The following is a 17,726-nucleotide window of genomic DNA, read 5'->3' as shown; positions in this document are numbered from 1 at the left end:
AAAGTGAGAGGTGAATGTTCTGGAATGCGGTGTTGTTGCTGTGGGACGTATGGCTGAGAGAGGCTGCTGTTTAGGGGGGATCGCTGTGAATTGGGTGCCAAGGCCAGAAAAGGGCAGCCCGATCGCAAAGGAATAACGCATCCATGCAGATCGACCGGGCCATCCGTGGCCCGAACGCTTTGCTCTTCGGGCTGCCCTTTTCTGGCCGGTTAGATTGTTATTGCTGCCCCGTTCGCGGCCGTTAGCCAGCTCTCACTCAATATTCAGGTAAGTTCTTGATTGAATGGACACCTTGCTCTTTAAACAGGTCTTTTCTGGCGGATTAAATTGTCTTTGCTGCCCTGATCGCAGCCGTCAGCCAGCTCTCACTCAATATTCAGGTAAGTTCTTGATTGAATGGACACCTTGCTCTTTAAACAGGCCTTTTCTGGCCGGTTAGATTGTTATTGCTGCCCTGATCGCAGCCGTCAGCCAGCTCTCACTCAATATTAAGGTGAGTTCATGATTGAATGGACACCTTGCTCTTTAAACAGGTCTTTTCTGGCGGATTAAATTGTCTTTGCTGCCCAACTCATAGCAGTCTGAACGATCTCACTCGGTAATCAGCGGGCATAAAAAAAGCGGACCGGAGTCCGCTTCTCTTCATGCACCGGCTTGCTTACGCGTAGCCGTAGCTCATCAGACGCTGGTAGCGACGGTCGAGCAGCTCTTCAGTGCTCAGCACGTCGAGATCGGCCAAATCCGCCAGCAGTTGCTTTTTCAAGCTTGCCGCGATATCCAACGGATGACGATGCGCACCACCCAATGGCTCTGGAATGATCGAGTCAATCAGCTTCAGCTCTTTCAGGCGATCGGCAGTGATGCCCATCGCTTCGGCAGCCAGTGGCGCTTTATCGGCGCTCTTCCACAGGATTGACGCACAGCCTTCCGGAGAAATGACCGAGTAGGTGCTGTACTGCAACATGTTCACTTTATCGCCCACGCCAATCGCCAGCGCACCACCGGATCCGCCCTCACCGATTACGGTACAGATCACCGGAATCTTGAGACCAGACATTTCACGCAGGTTACGTGCGATGGCTTCAGACTGACCGCGCTCTTCTGCGCCCACGCCCGGATAGGCGCCCGGGGTGTCGATGAAGGTGATCAATGGCATTTTGAAGCGTTCAGCCATTTCCATCAGACGTAACGCTTTACGGTAGCCTTCTGGTGCTGGCATACCGAAGTTACGACGGATTTTCTCTTTGGTTTCACGACCTTTCTGATGACCAATGATCATCACCGGGCGACCATCAAGACGGGCAATGCCGCCGACAATCGCTTTGTCGTCGGCATAAGCACGGTCGCCTGCCAACTCATCGAAATCATCAAACGCGTTGCGGACATAGTCCAGCGTGTAAGGGCGCAGCGGATGACGCGCAAGCTGCGCGACCTGCCAGGCACCTAAATCTGAGAAGATTTTACGGGTCAGCTCAACGCTTTTTTCGCGCAGACGCTGCACTTCCTCATCCAGATTAATATCGTGTTTTTCATCCGAACGGCCAATTGACTTCAGCGAGTCGATTTTCGCTTCCAGTTCTGCGATTGGCTGTTCAAAATCCAGGTAATTAAGACTCATAATGTTCCTGTTTTAGTCAAACTCCAGTTCCACCTGCTCCGATCCTACTAACGACCGCAAATCGTTGAGTAAACGATCGCTGGGCGAAATACGCCACGCTGCACCAAAGCGCAGCTTCGCCCGCGCATCGGCTCTCTGATAGTAGAGATGCACCGGAATGGTCCCAGAACGATGAGGCTCCAGAGACTGGCGGAGACGGTTTAAAAGCTGGTCATCAATTTGCCTGTCCGTCAGCGAGATAGCAAGTCCGCGCGCGTATTTTTCCCGCGCTTCGTCGATGTCCATAACTTCTCTGGCGGTCATTTTAAGGCCACCGCTAAAGTCATCAAAGCTGACCTGTCCACTGACGATCAGGATACGGTCCTTCTCCAGCAAATGCTGGTATTTATCTAACGCATCGGTAAATAACATCACTTCCAGACGACCGGAACGATCGTCAATAGTACAAATACCAATTCGGTTGCCGCGCTTGGTGACCATCACGCGGGCGGCGATCACCAGCCCTGCCGCGACGGTTACTTTACCACGATCCGTTGGGTGCATGTCCTTCAGACGCATGCCACCAACGTAGCGCTCAATTTCTTTCAGATACTGATTGATCGGATGGCCTGTCAAATAGAGCCCGAGCGTCTCGCGCTCGCCATCCAGTTGAATCTGTTCCGGCCACGGCGTGATATTGGTGTAGGACTTCTCCACCTGCTCTGGCTCTTCGGCCAACACGCCAAACATATCCGCCTGTCCGGTGGCTTCCGCCTTCGCATGCTGATCCGCGGCTTTCAGTGCATCGCTGAGTGCACTCATCAGCGCGGCGCGATGCGGGCCGAGACGATCGAACGCGCCCGACATGATCAGCTTTTCCATCACACGGCGGTTGATCTTTTTGGTGTCGGTACGCGCGCAGAGATCAAACAACTCTTTGAAGTAGCCGCCTTCGTTACGCGCTTCAATGATCGCCTCGATGGGTCCCTCACCCACGCCTTTGATGGCGCCGATGCCGTAAACGATCTCACCTTCATCATTGACGTGGAAGGGATACAAGCCGGAGTTGATATCTGGCGGCAGCACTTTCAGTCCCATGCGCCAGCACTCATCCACCAGCCCGACCACTTTCTCGGTGTTATCCATGTCCGCGGTCATCACCGCCGCCATAAATTCAGCAGGATAGTGCGCCTTTAGCCACAGCGTTTGGTACGACACCAGCGCGTATGCAGCGGAGTGCGACTTGTTGAAGCCATAACCGGCAAACTTCTCTACCAGATCGAAGATCTTCATCGAGAGTTCGCCATTGATGCCCATACTTTCTGCACCGTCCTGGAACACCGAACGCTGCTTGGCCATCTCTTCTGGCTTCTTCTTACCCATCGCACGGCGCAGCATATCTGCACCGCCAAGGGTGTAACCTGACAGCACCTGGGCGATCTGCATCACCTGTTCCTGATACAGGATGATGCCGTAGGTCGGTTCGAGCACCGGCTTCAGGGTTTCGTGCTGCCACTGAATGTCCGGATAGGAAATCTCTTCACGACCGTGCTTACGGTCAATGAAGTTATCTACCATGCCCGATTGCAGCGGTCCCGGACGGAACAACGCCACCAGAGCGATCATATCTTCGAAGCAGTCAGGCTTCAGACGTTTGATCAAATCTTTCATGCCGCGCGATTCAAGCTGGAACACCGCCGTGGTTTCCGAGCGTTGCAGCATGTCGAAGCTTTTTTTATCTTGCAGCGGGATGGCGGCAATATCGATCGGTTCTAACCCTTCCTTCGCGCGGCGTGGGTTAATCATTTTCAGCGCCCAGTCGATAATGGTCAGCGTACGCAGGCCGAGGAAGTCAAACTTCACCAGCCCAGCGTATTCCACATCATTCTTATCAAACTGAGTCACCGGGAACTGACCGTTTTCGTCGCAGTAGAGCGGGGCGAAATCGGTGATTTTGGTCGGCGCGATCACCACACCACCAGCATGTTTACCGGCGTTACGCGTGACACCTTCCAGCTTCCGCGCCATATCGATCAGCGCTTTGACCTCTTCATCCGCCTCGTAGATTTCCGGCAGCTGCGGTTCGGCTTCGAAGGCCTTTTCCAGCGTCATGCCAGGATCGGGCGGGATCAGCTTAGAGATACGATCGACAAAACCATACGGATGACCGAGCACGCGGCCGACATCACGGATTACCGCTTTCGCCGCCATGGTGCCGAAGGTAATGATCTGCGAAACCGCTTCGCGTCCGTACATTTCAGCAACGTGATCGATAACCTGATCGCGCTTCTCCATGCAGAAATCGACGTCGAAGTCGGGCATCGAGACACGTTCCGGGTTAAGGAAACGTTCGAACAGCAGGTCAAATTCCAGCGGATCCAGATCGGTAATTTTTAGCGCATACGCCACTAATGAACCGGCGCCGGAACCACGACCCGGGCCAACCGGAATACCGTTATCCTTCGACCACTGGATAAACTCCATCACGATCAGGAAGTAGCCAGGGAATCCCATCTGATTGATAACGTTGAGTTCAATCTCAAGACGTTCATCATATTCTGGGCGTTTCTCCGCACGTACCTTGTCATCCGGGAACAGGAACGTCAGGCGATCTTCCAGTCCTTCGCGAGACTTCATCACGAGGAAATCTTCGGTCGTCATCTCGCCGGTGGGGAACTGCGGCAGGAAGTACTCGCCAAGGCGCACCGTGACGTTACAACGCTTAGCAATCTCTACGCTGTTTTCCAGCGCTTCCGGGATGTCCGAGAACAGCTCGCACATCTCCTCTTCGCTGCGCATATATTGCTGAGGGCTGTAGTGACGTGGACGTTTAGGATCGTCCAGCGTGAAGCCATCATGAATCGCCACGCGGATTTCATGCGCATCGAAATCTTCTTCATTGAGGAAGCAGACTTCATTGGTGGCCACCACCGGCACACCTTCGGCAATCGCTAACTCCACGGCGGCATGCAGGTAAGACTCTTCATCTGCGCGCCCGGTACGCGTCAGCTCTAGATAATAACGATTGGGGAAGTGTTCCTGATAGAAACTGAGGCACTGCGACACCAGCGCGTTGTTGCCGCGCAGCAAACTGCGCCCCACGTCGCCCTTGCGTCCACCGGAGAGCAAAATAGTGCCCTCGCCCAGTTCCACCAGCCAGTCACGATCGATAATGGGACCGGCAAAGCCGTAGCCGCGCTGATAAGCCCGTGAAATCAACAGGGTGAGATTTTGATAACCGATATTATTAGCGGCGAGCACCGTGATCTGTGTCAGCTCATCGCCCATCAACTCACTGGCAACGTGGAAGTCGGCCCCAATGATTGGCTTTACACCTGCATCGTGCGCGCTGCCGTAAAATCGCACCAATCCACACAGGTTGATGTAATCGGTAATCGCGATCGCCGGCATGCCAAGTGCAGCCGCTTTCTTGATCAACGGCTTGGTTTTCGCCAGGCCATCCACCATGGAGTAATCGCTATGGACGCGCAGATGTATAAAACGAGGTTCAGCCATATCAGTTTCCGGTTAAAACAGCGTCAGGCTATTAAAGCGTAGTCGGCTGACGCGCGGCCAGCACATCAGCATCAATCAGGGCATTACGCACCGGCGCAAAGCTGCGACGATGATGCGGCGTGGCGCCAAACTGCGTCAGTTTTTCCATATGCAACGCGGTTGGATAGCCCTTGTGCTGAGCAAAGCCATATTGCGGGAACAGCAGATCTAATTCAGCCATTTCACGGTCACGCGTTACTTTAGCAATGATCGAGGCCGCACTGATCTCTTGCACCAGACTATCGCCTTTGACCACCGCCTGCGACGGCATCGGCAACGCCGGGCATCGGTTACCGTCAATCAATACAAAATCAGGAACAATCGGCAAACCTGCCACCGCGCGCTGCATCGCCAGCATCGTCGCGTGCAAAATGTTGAGCTGATCGATCTCTTCAGGCTCCGCACGGCCAAGGCTCCAGGCCAACGCTTTCTCTTTGATTTCATCATACAACGCCAGACGACGCTTCTCAGAAAGCTTCTTCGAGTCAGCCAGCCCAACGATAGGATTGGCCGGATCGAGGATGACGGCTGCCGTAACCACCGCGCCCACCAGCGGACCGCGTCCGACTTCGTCACGCCCGCGATGCGGTGTGCGTGAGGGTAGATAAACTCAGCCATTGGCAATCTCCAGTACGGCATCCGCGGCTTGCTCATCGGCATTCCAGCGGATCTGTTGGTGCAATTCGGTGAAGGTGCTCAGCAGGGCATCGCGCTCAGCCCCTGCATGCAGCAAGGGTTCTAATGCGGCTGCCAGCGCCTCTGGCTGACACTCATCCTGCAGCAGCTCTTTCACCAATTCACGGCCTGCCAGCAGATTAGGCAGCGAAACATACGGTGTTTTCACCAGACGTTTCGCCAGCCAGAAGGTAAACGGCTTCATGCGGTAACCGACGACCATCGGACACTTCGCTAACATACATTCCAGCGCAGCGGTGCCGGAGGCAAGAATCGCGGCATCACTGGCAATCATGGCCTGACGACCTTTGCCATCAAGCAGGTGCATTGGTAGCTCTGGTGCAACCTCTGCTTTAATCTGTTCGAACTGCTCGCGACGTTTGGCATTTACCAGCGGCACGACAATTTCCAGCGTGGGATAACGCTGACGCAGCAGCTGCGCCGCGCGCAGGAAATCGGCGCTGAGCATTTCCACTTCCGCACCACGGCTGCCTGGCAACAAACCCAAACAAATCGCTTCGTCAGCGATGCCCAGTTCACGGCGCGCCGCTGATTTATCCGGCTGCAGTGGCATGCCGTCTGCCATGGTATGGCCAATAAAGCGACACGGCACGTTGTAGCGATCGTAAAACGCCTTTTCAAACGGCAGGAACGCCAATACCAGATTGGTGTTGCGGCCAATTTTGAATACGCGTTTTTGCCGCCACGCCCAAACGGACGGGCTGACGTAATGGATGGTGCGAATGCCCGCGCGCTTCAGGCTGCCTTCCAGCGTGATATTGAAATCAGGTGCATCAATACCGACAAAGACATCCGGTTTGAGTTGGGTAAAGCGTTGCGTCAAATCCTTGCGAATTTTCAACAAACGACGCAGGCGGCCAAGCACTTCAACAATGCCCATCACCGCCAGCTCTTCCATCTCATACCAGGCTTCACAACCTTCGGCCTGCATCAACGGTCCCGCAACACCCACAAAACGGGCATCAGGATGACGCGCTTTCAACGCACGGATAAGACCTGCACCTAGAATATCGCCGGAGGTTTCTCCGGCGACCAGGGCAATCGTTAAGGGACGCACTGACATGGATTAACGAATCAATCCACGAGTTGAACGAGCAAAGAAGTCGTAGAAAGGCTGCACTTCGCTATGTTGCCTGGCCAGCTCTTCAATCTCTGGCTTCACTTCATCCAGCGTTTTTCCGCTGCGATAGAGCAGCTTGTACGCATTACGAATCGCATGCAGAGCTTCTTTGCTGAAACCGCGACGCTTCAGGCCTTCGATGTTGATACCGAACGGTGTCGCGTGGTTGCCCTGCGCGATAACGTACGGTGGCACATCTTGAGCGACGCCTGAACAACCGCCAACCATCACATGTGCGCCAATGGTGCACCACTGGTGTACTGCCGTCATACCGCCGATGATTGCGAAATCATCCACGGTGACATGGCCGCCCAGTGTGGCATTGTTGGCGAAGATGCAGCGGTTACCAATCACGCAGTCATGCGCGATATGCGCATTAACCATCAGCAGGTTATCACTGCCGATTTTGGTGAGGTTGCCACCCTGCATGGTGCCACGGTGAATAGTGACACTTTCGCGGATGCGGTTACGATCGCCGATTTCAACACGGGTCGGTTCACCGGCATATTTCAGGTCCTGATTCACTTCACCAATCGAAGCAAACTGATAGATCTGATTATCTTTACCGATGCGCGTATGGCCGTTCACCACCACGTGCGATTTAAGCACCGTACCTTCACCAATTTCCACGTTAGCGCCGACAAAGCAGAACGGGCCGATGTGAACATTGGCGCCGATGACGGCACCCTCTTCAATAACGGAACTGGAGTGAATATTGGCGGTTGAATCAATCACTAATTATGCCTCCCGGCTACGGGCACACATCATGGTCGCTTCACAGACAATCTTGCCGTCTACGGTTGCCACGCCTTTGAAGCGCGTCAGACCACGACGAGTTTTCTCGAAGGTCACTTCCATGATCATCTGATCGCCCGGTACCACCGGACGCTTGAAGCGGGCTTCGTCGATACCGGCGAAGTAATACAGCTCGCCGGGTTCCAGTTTACCAACGCTTTTAAACGCCAGAATACCGGTTGCCTGCGCCATTGCTTCCAGAATCAGAACGCCTGGGAAAATCGGCTTACCAGGGAAATGTCCCTGGAAAAACGGTTCATTAACAGAAACGTTCTTCACCGCACGCAGATATTTATGCTCTTCAAATTCCAGCACGCGGTCAACCAGCAAGAATGGATAGCGGTGCGGCAGCAGTTCTAAAATCTCTTCGATTTTCAGAGTATGCGTTTCAGTTGTCAAAATACTCTTCCTGTCCTAAAAAATTCGATGGCAATAATAACACGGCCTGCACAGATCAAAATGATCCTCCGCAGGCCGCAAATCAGTTCGGTGGCGTCGCGCTTTCTTGAGATACCTTCTGCCTTGCTCGGGGTAAACCGAAGAGGACGACGGTACGCTGCTTTATTATGAAAGCGGGTAGCGTGGGATGCGTTTAGTCGTCTTTGCCGACCTTACGTTCGATGGCTTTTAAGCGTTTGCTTATTTCATCGATATTCATCACCAGCGCTGCCGTTTTACGCCAGGTTTTGTTGGGTTGCAGTGGGATACCCGATGAGTAAACCCCAGGTTCTGTGATGGGGCGCATTACCATGCCCATGCCCGTTACGGTCACTTTGTCACAGATTTCCATATGGCCGTTAATGACACTGGCGCCGCCAATCATACAATAACGTCCAATCTTCAGACTACCCGCCATGATCACACCGCCAGCAACGGCCGTGTTATCACCAATCACAACGTTATGCGCAATCTGACACTGGTTGTCTATGATAACACCATTGCCGATCAGAGTGTTATCAAGTGCACCGCGATCGATGGTGGTACAAGCACCGATTTCGACTCGATCACCAATCACAACGGTACCCAGCTGTGGAATTTTCACCCAATTACCACGGTCGTTAGCATACCCGAAACCATCAGCACCGATCACAGTACCGGACTGAATCAGACAATCCTGACCCATCTCGATTTCATGGTAAATCGTAACGTTAGCCCACAAACGTGAGCCACGGCCGATTCGCGTCCGCTTACCGACAAAACATCCGGCGCCAATCACGACGTCGTCACCCAGCTCAACGCCAGACTCGATCACCGCATTCGCACCCACCGAAACATTCTTACCCAGCGTCGCTGTCGGATCGATCACCGCACTGGGCGCGATATTTTGCGCGGGCTGCGGCGTTGTGTCCAGCAGTTGTGCCATACGGGCATAGGTTAGGTAAGGATTTTTCACCACCAGGGCAGCGGTTTTACACCACTCCAGATCCGCTTCCGTCAGCACCACGGCTGATGCCTGGATAAGTGCGAGCTGCTCGCGGTAGCGGCTGTTTGCAAGAAAAGTGATTTGACCAGTGGTGGCGGATTGCATAGAAGCAATGCCGGAGATGACGATATCGCCATCTCCGTGCAATTCTGCATCCAACTGCTGGGCTAAATCAGCCAGTCGAATTGATGACATCGATTATTTAACCTGTTTTACAACGTCAGCAGTGATGTCTTTAGCATCAGAAGAAGAGTACAGCACGGCCTGAGAATCCAGCACCAGATCGTAACCCTCGCTCTTCGCTACAGACTGTACAGCGGTCTGGATTTTAGCCAGCAGCTTGTTACGTTCCTGCATCTGACGAGACTGGTTGTCTTTGTCGAAAGCCTGAGCTTTCTGTTCAAAAGCAGCGCGCTCAGAAGCAATTTGCTTCTCTTTTTGGTGCGGTCGCTGGCTTTCATGGTTGATGCGTTACGCTGCAAATCCTGGATTTCGCCCTGGATTTTCTGCTGCTGTGACTGGAGGTCAGAAGCACGGCTTGAGAATTCACCCTCAAGTTGCTTAGCAACAGCGGCACGCTGCGGAGATTGCTGGAAAACCTGGCTCAGGTTAACGACAGCGACTTTATCGGCCGCTTGGGCACCCGCAGAAGCAGCTAATGCAACACCCAGAGCAGCAGCACAGAACAACTTTTTCACTATAAACTCCTTACCTCAACGTGTGTGTTTGCAGCGTGTCACGACAGCGCGTGACACGGGTGCAAGACGGTATTTTTCACTTCCCTGCTCAGAGCCTTACCAGGTTTTACCAATGTTAAACTGGAACTGCTCTGACTTGTCTCCCTCGACTTTCTTCATCGGCTGAGCATATGAGAATACCAGCGGACCTAATGGCGACATCCATTGCAAGGCGACACCGGCAGAGACACGAATGTTGTTCGGATCGCTGTAGTCCGGAATGCCCGCCGCACGTGTTTCTGCGGTGTTCTGCCATTTGGTATCCCAGACGGTACCGGCATCCATAAACACCGATGTACGGACTGAGTTAGCGTATTTCTCGCTCAGGAACGGCGTTGGCGTAATCAGCTCAAGGCTGGCAATCGCCATCGCGTTACCACCCACTGCATCATCTGACTTACAGATACCGTTAGGATCCGTCAGAGTACAAGTGGATGAGCCATCATTCAGGTAAGCGGCTTTCGGACCAATGGTATTGGACTGGAAGCCACGTACGGTACTTGAACCGCCGCCGTAGAAGTTCTCATAGAACGGCATCTCTTTTCCACCGAGCCCGTCACCATATCCGACACGGCCACGACCCAACACGACCCACGTCGCATCACGGTTCAACGGCACGTACTGCTGGGTATCCAACGTGGCTTTATAGAAGGCGTTGTCAGAACCTGGAATGGTCACTTTACCGTTCAGGTTGGTACGGTTACCTTTGGTTGGGAAGAAGCCGCGGTCCAACGTGTTGTAAGTCCAACCGTAGTTGAAGGTGAAGTCATCCGCAGAGAAATCACCATCATCATTCAGGCCCTGATGACGACCTACCGAATCCAGATAACGCCACATCGCAATCTGCGGCTGCATGTTGGACAGGTCGTTATGCACATAACCCAGGCCCACACGCAGTGTGTTGTTCTCGTTAACCGGGAAGCCCAGCGTACCGTCAACACCATAACTTCTGTTGGTGTAGTCTGACAGGTCAGCATCATCGGCTTTAAAGTCGTTATAGAATACACGGCCACCCAAGCTCACACCGTCAACCGTAAAGTACGGGTCGGTCAGTGAGAATTCAGCGTAGGTCTGGTAATCGTTTTTGGTACCACTAATACCCACGGTATTACCGGTGCCGAGCCAGTTTTCCTGCGTCACACCAACCTGGAAGCTGACGCCACTTTCAGTACCGTAACCGACACCGAAGTTGAAGGTACCGGTGTTGCGCTCTTTCACCTTGTAAACCACATCGACCTGGTCAGGAGAACCCGCCACGCGCTGTGTATCAACATCCACGGTTTCGAAGTAACCGGTACGGTTCAGACGTTCTTTACCCTGATCAACCAGGTCGCTGCCTAACCAGGCACCTTCCATCTGACGCATTTCGCGGCGCAGAACGGCATCTTTCGAGGTGTCATTGCCCTCGAAGCGCACTTTACGCACGTAATAACGGTTACCGGCATCGACGTTGATGTGCAGTTTAACGGTCTTATCAGCGTCGTTGATTTCTGGCTGAGTGACGACGCGCGGATAGGCGTAGCCGTAGCGACCCAGCAGTTTCTTGATGTCATCTTCCATCTGGGTGACTTTGGTGCCGTTGTACAGCTCACCCGATGGAATACGCGTCATCTTTTCGATTTCCGCAGAATGGCCTGCCATGCTGCCGTTCACAATCACACCGGCAATCTTGTACTGATCGCCTTCGGTGATGTTCACGGTGATGTAGATGCCTTTTTTATCTGGCGTCAGGCTCACCTGCGTGGAATCGATGTTAAAGCGCGCATAACCGCGATCCAGATAGAAGCTGCGCAAGGTCTCAAGATCCCCGGCCAGCTTTTGCTTCTGGTATTTACGATCGCCCACCACGTTCCACCATGGCACTTCATCACGCAGTGAGAAGCGCGAGATCAATTCGTCAGAGCTAAAGGCTTTATTGCCGACGATGTTGATCTGCTGGATCTGAGCAGAAACGCCTTCCTGGAAGACGAACTTGAGATCCACGCGGTTACGCGGCAGCGGTGTCGCAATCGCTTTTACGCTGGCGGTGTATTTACCGACGCTGTAGTAGAAGTCTTCCAGGCCCTTCTCAATTGAGGAGAGCGTGGTACGGTCAAGCGCTTCACCTACGCGGACACCGGAAGCTTCAAGGTTCTGCTTCAGCTGATCTTCTTTAACCGCTTTGTTGCCGGAGAAAGTGATGCTGGCAATAGTCGGACGTTCTTTCACCTGAACAATCAGGGTCGTTCCGTCACGCAGGACCTGGACATCTTCAAAGTTGCCGGTGGCGAACAGTGAGCGAATGGTGTTTCTGACGTCATCATCAGAAATCGTATCACCGACACGTACGGGCATGCTGAGCAGAGCCGCGCCGACGGCGACTCGCTGGAGACCTTCGAAATGAATGTCCTTCACTACGAAATCGTCTGCACCGTAAACGGTGGCGCTGCTAAACAGCAGCGACGCTATGAGCAACTTTTTCATCGCCATCGTTGTTATGCGTTTTCCTAACACATCCCACGCCTGTCTGCATTCCAGCTATTACAGACGTGAGAAATCATTGAAAAGTGCAAGCCCCATTAATAACACCAGCAAAATTGAGCCAATGCGATAACTGAAGTCCTGAACTCGCTCGGACACCGGTCCACCTTTGATCTTTTCGATCGCCAGAAAGAGCAGATGTCCACCATCTAATACCGGCAGAGGGAACAGGTTGATGATCCCTAAGTTGACGCTGATCAGCGCCAGGAACATCAGATAGTAAATCACCCCATATTCCGCTGATAACCCGGCACCTTGCGCAATCGAAATTGGCCCGCTCAGGTTATTCAGCTTCACTTCCCCGGTTATCAACTTGCCCAGCATCGAGACCGTTAACTTCATCAGTTGCCAGGTTTTGACACTGGCTTCACCGATGGCGGCAAAGGGCCCATACTGCCTTACCGTTTTGTACTCATCCGGCAGCGGAATCACGCGCGGAATCACTCCCGCAAATCCTTCCGCTTCATTGCCCGGTTTCGCTTCCGGCGTTAACGTCAACGCCACAGGTTCGCCGTTACGTTCTACATCCAGCGCCATGTTTTTGCGCGGATTATCGCGTACCTGCGCCGCAAATGCCTGCCATTGTGTTAACGGCTGACCATCGACTTTAACGATCCTATCGCCTGCTTGCAAACCGGCAGCGCTGGCCGGTGAGTTTGCCTGAACTTCAGCTAAGGTCGTTTCGATCTGCGGCCCACGTGGGCGAATACCTAACGCCACCACCGGGTCCTGCTTATCCGGTTCAAATTGCCATTCGCGCAAATCTAACTGCTTTTGCTGCGTAGCCTCTTCACCAAATTGCGAGACGGTAAGCGTGGCATTGTTGTCGCCGATTTTACCGATCAGCGCCATGCGCACAGCATCCCAATCAGGCGTTTCGATACCATCTACCGCTTTAAGTTCCATACCGGCGCTAATTTGCGCTTCTGCAGCGACCGAACCGCTCAGAATATCACCAACCACCGGACGTACACCCGGCACACCATGGATGAACACCACCCAATAGGCGAAAACGGCAAAGATGAAGTTTGCGATGGGACCGGCGGCAATGATGGATGCACGTTGCAGCACGGTTTTATTGTTGAAGGCTTGATGGCGCAGTTCGGCGGGGACGCTCTCTACACGCTCATCGAGCATTTTGACGTAGCCACCCAGCGGAATCAGGGCGATAACGTATTCAGTCCCCTGACGATCGCTGCGACGCCACAACGCTTTGCCAAAGCCAATCGAGAAACGTTCGACTTTGACACCACAGCGGCGGGCCACCCAAAAGTGGCCGAACTCGTGCACGGTAATTAACACGCCAAGCGCCACGATAAAGGCGACAAAACTCCAGAGTATGCTCAACATTGTCGCTAATCCTCAGAGGGTGCGGAACACCAGCAGCAGCAGGCAGGCAAATACCGGCACTGCGGCTGTCAGGCTATCGATACGATCGAGGATACCACCGTGACCCGGAATCAAGTTACCGCTGTCTTTGATGCCCGCTTCACGTTTGAACATGCTTTCGGTCAGGTCACCCAACACTGAAGCCAGCGTTGCGATGACCGCACAAATCACCAGCGTGCCCGGCGCGACGGAAAGCGGAGCCAGCAAGGCAAACAGCCAGGCGATAATCGCCGATGACAGCAGGCCACCAAAGAAGCCCTCCCAGGTTTTACCCGGTGACACTTTTGGCGCCAGTTTATGTTTGCCGAACAGACGTCCAAACATATACGCGCCTGAATCCGCGCCCCACACCAGCAGCATCACGAACAGTAGCCACCACGCGCCCGCAAAATGATCGGTGTCGTAGTGATACTGACGCAGCGCCATCATGCCCCAGAAGAACGGGATCACGGTGAGGATTCCAAACAGCAAGCGCAGTGGGCGCGAAGTGCGCCACAACGCCGCAGAGGCGGGATAAAACAGCACGAGAAACAGTGCGACAATCCACCAACCCAGCGCCGCCCAAAGCGAGCTTTCCATCTGGAACTGGTGCAGATTGCGTTGATAGGGTTGCAGGGTGAAAAGCATCGCCGACAGCAATAGGCCGCACAGCACGGCGAGCCAGATACGCTGCTGACGTGTTTTCATACCCGCCAGCTGCCCCCATTCCCAGGCGGCAAGCATACAGATGATGATGGTGGTAATCGCAAATCCGGACAGCGGTAACCAAAACAGAGCAGCGATCACCAGCGGAATCAAAATGAGCGCGGTGATCAGACGAGACTTCAGCAAAGGTTACCCCCAGATTGCTCAGGCGCCGCCTGGTGCCGCGCCGCCAAAGCGTCGCTCCCGCGAAGAGAATGCATTCAGTGCACCTTCAAAAACGTGTTCATCAAAATCAGGCCAAAGAACATCGGTAAACCAAAACTCAGCATAGGCAATCTGCCACAGCAGGAAGTTGCTAATCCGATGCTCTCCCCCGGTCCTTATCACTAAATCCACCGGCGCCAGCTCCTGCATACACAGATACGGAGCCAGGCTTTCTTCGGTTATCTGGTCAGGACGTAACAAACCTTCCTGAACCTGTTCGGCCAGTTTTCTGGCACCCTGGATAATATCCCAACGGCCGCCGTAGTTGGCAGCAATGTTGAGGGTTAGTCCATTATTTTGCTGAGTCAGTTCCTCGGCGCGGCGAATGCGTTCCTGTATACGATTATTGAAACGGCTAATATCGCCAATCACGCACAGACGTACGTTGTGTTTGTGCAGGCTTTTGACTTCGCTGTCGAGCGCCCAAACAAACAATTCCATTAAGGCCGTCACTTCCTGTACTGGTCGGCTCCAGTTTTCACTGCTGAACGCATAGAGCGTGAGCGCTTCCAGTTTATGGCTGACCGCAAAGCTGACGGCCCGGCGTACTGATTTTACCCCGGCTTTGTGGCCTGAAATACGCAGTTTGCCCTGATTTTTTGCCCAGCGACCATTACCATCCATAATGATGGCCACGTGACGTGGCGTGCAGTACGACTCGTCATCGATTGTGTTGTGATTGTTGGACGACATAACGCGTAATAATTCCTTTCATCAGAAATGCTGTGGTTTCTGAATACATTGCGCCTGCAGCAAACCCCGGCAACGCTGCCGGATGACATCGAATCAATGTCGTGCCGTAAAACGCGAGCGAGCGACTATACCATTTTCACCCTGAGCGAACAAATAGCGGGAAGTATCAACCTGCTAAACGAAAGCGTGGTAGCAATTCTGTGGCACAGATTCGCGCTAACCGATCGATTTCCATCACATCATCGATGCTGCCCGGCTCCTGGCAAACCAGAGATGCCAGCACCTCACTGTTGATGGCGGCGATGTCGGTAAAGCGAATCTGATGCTGCAGGAATGCTGCGACGGCCACTTCATTTGCCGCATTCAGAGTGGTGGTGGCAGCCTGCCCTGTCGAGCAAGCATCAATGGCCAGCTTCAGGCAGGGATAGCGCTCATAATCCGGTTCAGCAAACGTCAATGACTTCATGCGTGTGAAATCGAGAGGCGTTACGCCGGCCGAAATACGTGCTGGCCATGCCATGCTATGCGCGATGGGCGTTCGCATATCGGGCGAGCCCAGTTGCGCCAGCACACTGCCATCGCAGTAACGCACCATGGAGTGGATCACCGACTGCGGATGCAGGATGACTTCCATTTGCGCGTCAGTGGCGTTAAACAGCCAGCGGGCTTCAATGTATTCAAGACCTTTATTCATCATGGTGGCCGAATCAACGGAGATTTTACGCCCCATTGACCAGTTCGGATGTGCACACGCTTGATCTGGCGACATTGCGGCCAAATCCGCTAATGGCGTGTCACGAAAAGGACCACCCGATCCCGTAAGGAGAATAGATTCAATGCCATTCTCTCGCAGATCAGCGTACCCCAACTGATGCTGTATGGAAGCGGGTAAACTCTGAAAAATGGCGTTGTGCTCGCTGTCGACCGGCAACAGCTGGGCCTTATGATGACGTACCGCCTCCATAAACAGGCGGCCGCACGTGACAAGTGACTCTTTATTCGCGAGTAATACCGTTTTACCCGCACGAATCGCAGCCAGCGTGGGTTGCAGACCAGAAGCGCCAACGATGGCCGCCATCACCTGATCCACTTCATCCAGCGCAGCCAGTTCGCAAGCCGCCTGAACGCCGGAGAGCACTTCGGTGTGAAGATTTAATGCTCTCAGTCGCTCACGCAGCGCTTGTGCGGAGGCTTCATCTGACATCGCCGCATAGCGTGGGGAAAATTGCTGACACTGTTCGGCCATCAGCGCCACGTTCTGACCCGCAACCAGCGCAGTGACCTGATACAGGTCTGGATTGGCCGCAATGACCGCCAGCGTGCTGGTACCAATCGAGCCGGTAGAACCCAGCAGTGTTAATCGCTTCATTATGCTATCCCTGTGACGTCGTGGATCGTGCCTGCAACTGCGCCAGGCACAACGTAAAACGCCGCCAGAGTCGTACCACGTCTCTGAACGGCGTTTTATACCCGTCATACTTCAATTTGCAGGTGCGTTGGCTACGCTCATTCACCCCAGTCACTTACCTTCGTAAGCTCCTGGAGATTCATTCCCTTGCCGCCTTACTGCACCTTGAAATATTTTGGGTATAGGTAATCTGATGGCATTAGAAATCCATCAGTTCCTTTTCTTTTTCGGCCAATGCTGCATCAAGATTTTTGATGTAGACATCGGTCATTTTCTGGATCTCATCCTGCGAGCGACGTTCGTCGTCTTCGCTGATCTCTTTGTCTTTCAGCAGTGCTTTGATCTTGTCGTTAGCATCACGGCGCACGTTACGAACAGAAACACGACCCTGCTCCGCTTCGCCACGCACGACTTTGATCAGATCTTTACGACGCTCTTCCGTCAACGCTGGCAGTGGCACACGAATATCGGTGCCGGCTGAGCTTGGGTTCAGACCCAGGTCAGACGCCATAATGGCTTTTTCAACGGCCGGGCTCAGAGAGCGGTCAAACACGTTGATTTTCAGTGTACGGGAGTCTTCTACCGTGACGCTGGCCAGCTGACGCAGCGGCGTAGGTGTACCGTAGTAAGGAACAACGATGCCGTCGAGCAGTGAAGGAGAAGCACGACCGGTGCGCACTTTGCTGATTTGGTTTTTGAATGCATCCACACATTTTTCCATGCGCGTGTCAGCATCTTTTTTAATGTCGTTAATCACGTTAAAACCCTTGGATTCGGTTTGACCTGGCCATTTCCGGGCAACCCGGAAGTGGTATCGATAAACATCGATCATCCTGAAAGCTGCGCGATGCCACTGCATCGCGCCAACAGAATATACCTTATTT

12 protein-coding genes and 2 pseudogenes are annotated in these 17,726 nt (G+C 53.5%); all 14 read right to left on the bottom strand.

The genetic code is table 11. The annotated features are described in order from the left end of the window. Nucleotides 1-658 precede the first annotated feature (658 nt). Complete coding sequence (gene accA, locus HA45_RS12095; protein WP_100704662.1) at nucleotides 659-1,618, bottom strand: acetyl-CoA carboxylase carboxyl transferase subunit alpha; 960 nt, start codon at nucleotides 1,616-1,618, stop codon at nucleotides 659-661. 12 nt (nucleotides 1,619-1,630) lie between these two features. Continuing rightward, complete coding sequence (dnaE, locus tag HA45_RS12090; RefSeq protein WP_100704661.1) at nucleotides 1,631-5,113, bottom strand: DNA polymerase III subunit alpha; 3,483 nt, start codon at nucleotides 5,111-5,113, stop codon at nucleotides 1,631-1,633. A 31-nt stretch (nucleotides 5,114-5,144) separates the two neighbouring features. Next, nucleotides 5,145-5,770: pseudogene (rnhB, locus tag HA45_RS12085) on the bottom strand (ribonuclease HII). Continuing rightward, on the bottom strand, nucleotides 5,763-6,911 hold the full coding sequence (gene lpxB, locus HA45_RS12080; RefSeq protein ID WP_100704659.1) for a lipid-A-disaccharide synthase: 1,149 nt from the start codon (nucleotides 6,909-6,911) through the stop codon (nucleotides 5,763-5,765). Before lpxB ends, rnhB begins: the two are co-directional and overlap by 8 nt. A gap of 3 nt (nucleotides 6,912-6,914) precedes the next feature. Further along, complete coding sequence (gene lpxA / locus HA45_RS12075) at nucleotides 6,915-7,703, bottom strand: acyl-ACP--UDP-N-acetylglucosamine O-acyltransferase (protein ID WP_100704658.1); 789 nt, start codon at nucleotides 7,701-7,703, stop codon at nucleotides 6,915-6,917. 3 nt (nucleotides 7,704-7,706) lie between these two features. Continuing rightward, nucleotides 7,707-8,162: a 3-hydroxyacyl-ACP dehydratase FabZ gene (gene fabZ / locus HA45_RS12070; protein WP_013507953.1), complete on the bottom strand. Its 456-nt coding sequence runs from the start codon at nucleotides 8,160-8,162 to the stop codon at nucleotides 7,707-7,709. Nucleotides 8,163-8,355: 193 nt separating this feature from the next. Next, entirely contained in the window at nucleotides 8,356-9,381 is a 1,026-nt protein-coding gene (lpxD, locus tag HA45_RS12065; protein ID WP_100704657.1) for a UDP-3-O-(3-hydroxymyristoyl)glucosamine N-acyltransferase, read from the bottom strand. Nucleotides 9,382-9,384: 3 nt separating this feature from the next. Then, nucleotides 9,385-9,884 (bottom strand): annotated as a pseudogene (locus HA45_RS12060) (OmpH family outer membrane protein). Between the two features lie 96 nt (nucleotides 9,885-9,980). Continuing rightward, the gene (gene bamA / locus HA45_RS12055; RefSeq protein WP_100704655.1) at nucleotides 9,981-12,392 is read right to left on the bottom strand and encodes an outer membrane protein assembly factor BamA; all 2,412 of its coding nucleotides are present in this window, start codon (nucleotides 12,390-12,392) and stop codon (nucleotides 9,981-9,983) included. A 51-nt stretch (nucleotides 12,393-12,443) separates the two neighbouring features. Continuing rightward, on the bottom strand, nucleotides 12,444-13,793 hold the full coding sequence (rseP, locus tag HA45_RS12050) for a sigma E protease regulator RseP (protein WP_100704654.1): 1,350 nt from the start codon (nucleotides 13,791-13,793) through the stop codon (nucleotides 12,444-12,446). A gap of 12 nt (nucleotides 13,794-13,805) precedes the next feature. Next, nucleotides 13,806-14,663, bottom strand: a complete 858-nt coding sequence (gene cdsA, locus HA45_RS12045; RefSeq protein ID WP_100704653.1) for a phosphatidate cytidylyltransferase — start codon at nucleotides 14,661-14,663, stop codon at nucleotides 13,806-13,808. Nucleotides 14,664-14,681: 18 nt separating this feature from the next. Next, nucleotides 14,682-15,434: a (2E,6E)-farnesyl-diphosphate-specific ditrans,polycis-undecaprenyl-diphosphate synthase gene (gene ispU, locus HA45_RS12040; RefSeq protein WP_100704652.1), complete on the bottom strand. Its 753-nt coding sequence runs from the start codon at nucleotides 15,432-15,434 to the stop codon at nucleotides 14,682-14,684. Nucleotides 15,435-15,600: 166 nt separating this feature from the next. Continuing rightward, nucleotides 15,601-16,803, bottom strand: a complete 1,203-nt coding sequence (ispC, locus tag HA45_RS12035; protein WP_205960991.1) for a 1-deoxy-D-xylulose-5-phosphate reductoisomerase — start codon at nucleotides 16,801-16,803, stop codon at nucleotides 15,601-15,603. A 238-nt stretch (nucleotides 16,804-17,041) separates the two neighbouring features. Next, the gene (frr, locus tag HA45_RS12030) at nucleotides 17,042-17,599 is read right to left on the bottom strand and encodes a ribosome recycling factor (protein WP_100704694.1); all 558 of its coding nucleotides are present in this window, start codon (nucleotides 17,597-17,599) and stop codon (nucleotides 17,042-17,044) included. Nucleotides 17,600-17,726 lie beyond the last annotated feature (127 nt).

The sequence above is a fragment of the Pantoea rodasii genome, from assembly GCF_002095465.1.
Taxonomy (GTDB): Bacteria; Pseudomonadota; Gammaproteobacteria; order Enterobacterales; family Enterobacteriaceae; genus Pantoea; species Pantoea rodasii.
The sequence above is the reverse complement of the archived record's forward strand: the minus strand, read 5'-3'. Positions and strand labels throughout refer to the sequence as shown.